Source organism: Flectobacillus sp. (assembly GCF_049240685.1).
Taxonomy (GTDB): domain Bacteria; phylum Bacteroidota; class Bacteroidia; order Cytophagales; family Spirosomataceae; genus Flectobacillus.
Map to the genome: position 1 here is coordinate 1 of NZ_JBMLSD010000368.1, position 3,253 is coordinate 3,253.

Below are 3,253 nucleotides of genomic sequence, written 5' to 3' on the forward strand. Positions count from 1 at the left end.
ATGGGGATAGGCATCAACGTTTACAGAAAAACCTCACTATTACGATGCGAACCCCAGGGCATGATTTTGAATTGACTTTAGGGTTTCTGTATTCAGAAGGAATTATTCAACATCTTTCGCAAGTGCAATCTATTCGCTATTGCACTGAATTACAACGACAAGACGAACATGAAAATATTGTTAGGGTAGAATTAAGCCCTGATTTGGATTTGAGTCAAACTCTTTATGAGCGTAATTTTATGGCATCTTCGAGCTGTGGTATTTGTGGAAAAGCACAAATTGAATCACTCGAACAACAAAACTGTCTTACTCTCCGCGATTGGGATTATCCTATTTCTCCCACATTTTTATGGGAAATAGAGGATAAACTCACTCAAAATCAAACCCTTTTTTCTTACACAGGAGGCGCCCATGCAGCAGCTATTTATGAAAACACTGGCGAATTGGTTTTACTCCGTGAAGATATAGGTCGACACAATGCTTTAGATAAGGTAATCGGTGCTAAATTAGGGTTAGAAAAACAAGCTATTGCCCCAATCCTTGTACTTAGCAGTCGGGTTAGCTATGAGATGATTCAAAAAAGTATGATAGCCCAATTTCCTATTATAGTTGCAGTAGGCGCGCCATCAAGTTTAGCGGTAGAACTGGCAAAACGGTTTGGTATTACTTTGATTGCATTTTTACGAAAAGGAAAGTTTAATGTTTATTCGCATGAGTTTAGAGTACAATAGCAGTGGGCAGTTATTATTTCAGTTTAAAAACTGATAAAAAAATAAGTCCAAGACAAAGTCTTGAACTAGTATTTTCAAGTTTATCCATTAATCATATATCTCTGACCTTATTTGAAAGTATCATTCTAATTACAAGCATTTTCAAATAACTACTAACAGATACACTGATAACCAATATACTGATAACGTCTTCTTAGATATTTCAAAATCCTTAACAATTTGCCATTACTATGAATACAATAGATCAACAACCTTCTGCACAACCTCCACAGGATTTGACAGGATTACAGCAAACTGAGCCTGCTCAAGTAGCGGCTGGTTTTAAGGCAGTAAGTAATGCTATCAAACATGTTTTTGGTGCAATGAATGTAGCTAGAGGCACGAAGATATTATTGACCCTCAATCAAAAAGGTGGCGTAGATTGTCCTTCTTGTGCTTGGCCTGACCCCGACGGCGAGCGTTCATCTGTTGCAGAATATTGTGAAAATGGCGCCAAAGCCATAGCCGAAGAGGCAACGACACTAAAGACTGGCCCCGTATTTTTTCAAAGATATAGCATTCAAGAACTTTCCGAAAAATCTGATTATTGGCTCGGGCAACAAGGGCGTTTGACCCATCCTATGATTGTTCGAGAAGGGGAAACTCATTACCATAAAATCGAATGGGACGAGGCGCTCGACCTAATTGCCGAACATCTCAACACATTACCCTCGCCCGACGATGCCATTTTTTATACTTCTGGCAGAACTTCCAACGAGGCGGCGTTTTTGTATCAGTTATTTGCTCGTCAGTTAGGCACTAATAACCTTCCCGATTGTTCCAATATGTGCCACGAATCGAGTGGCTCGGCATTAGGTGAGCAGTTAGGTTTGGGTAAAGGCTCGGTAACCCTCGAAGATTTTAATCATGCGCAAGTGATTATGATTTTGGGGCAAAACCCTGGCACAAATCATCCTCGAATGCTCACAGCATTAGAAGAAGCTAAGAAAAATGGGGCTAAAATCGTATCTGTCAATCCTTTGATTGAGGCTGGTTTACTGGCTTTCAAGCACCCTCAGCATTTGAGCGATATGCTTGGGAGTGGCACCAAATTGAGCGACCACTATTTACAGATAAAAATCAATTCGGATATTGCGCTCATCAAAGCTTTATTGTTGTTATTGGTCAAAAAAGAAGCTACCATCGGTAATGTATTTGACCATGATTTTATTAAAAATAATACCCTCGGATTCGAAGAGTTCTTGGCAGATTTGAGTCAATACAAACTCGAAGATTTAGTCAAAGAATGTGGCATAAGTCTTGAACAAATAGAAGAAGTAGCAGATTTATTAGCAAATTCTCAACGTATTATTGCCTGCTGGGCAATGGGACTAACTCAACACAAAAACTCAGTAGTTACCATTCAGGAGTTAGTCAATTTGTTGTTACTCAAAGGCAGTATCGGCAAGCAAGGCGCTGGCACTTGTCCTGTACGAGGGCATTCCAACGTACAAGGCGATCGCACAATGGGTATTTTTGAAAGACCTTCAAAAGCTTTTTTACAAAAAATAGAAGAAAACTTTGGGTTTATACCACCTCAAAAACATGGTTATGACGTTGTGACAGCCATAAAAGCCATGCAAGCATCCAGTGGCAAGGTATTTATAGGCATGGGAGGTAATTTCCTTTCTGCTACACCTGATACTGAGTTTACGGCACAGGCCTTACGTAACTGCACCCTTACTGTACAGGTTTCGACCAAACTCAATCGTAGTCATTTAATTCATGGTAAAACCGCTATTATCTTGCCTGCCTTGGGACGTACTGACGAAGACCGTCAGGCTGGTGGAGCCCAGTTTGTAACTACCGAAAACTCGATGGGGGTAGTTCAAATGTCGAAAGGAAATCTTACGCCTCCTGCCCCAACGGTTTGGAGCGAACCAAAAATTATTGCTGAAATAGCACAACGTACCCTTGGAAAGCGTACTCAATTAGACTGGCTTTCGTTGACACATCATTATGATTCTATCAGGGATTTAATCGAAAAAACGATTGCAGGTTTTGAAGATTATAATAAAAGAGTTCGCCAAGATGGTGGGTTTTATTTACCCAATGGACCACGAAAAGGCATTTTTACGAATACCGAACAAAAAGCCTTATTCAAAATTTGTCCTCTCGAAACAATCCAGTTGGCAACTGATGAATACCTAATGATGACGATTCGTACTCACGACCAGTTCAATACCACCGTTTATGGCTTGGACGACCGTTACAGAGGTATTTTTAACGAAAGACGAGTGATATTGATGAATCAAGAAGATATTACTTCGGCTGGTTTACAGCAATATGACTTAGTAGATTTACACAACTATCATGGAGGCGTGCATCGTCTGGCAGAAAAATTCATTGTGGTTCCATACAATATTCCACGCCAAAATGTTGCAACTTATTTTCCTGAAGCCAATGTATTGGTGCCTATCGACAGTGTTGCCGATGTGAGTAATACCCCAACTTCAAAATCAGTCATAATTAAGTTGACAAAA

2 protein-coding genes are annotated in these 3,253 nt (G+C 40.0%); both read left to right on the top strand.

Annotated elements, in window-relative coordinates:
• Nucleotides 1-731, top strand: a 731-nt coding sequence (fdhD, locus tag ACOVQ4_RS17015; RefSeq protein ID WP_421821820.1) for a formate dehydrogenase accessory sulfurtransferase FdhD, incomplete at its 5' end; no start/stop codon positions are given.
• Nucleotides 732-961: 230 nt separating this feature from the next.
• A partial coding sequence (locus ACOVQ4_RS17020; RefSeq protein WP_421821821.1) for an FdhF/YdeP family oxidoreductase occupies nt 962-3,253 on the top strand: 2,292 nt, incomplete at its 3' end.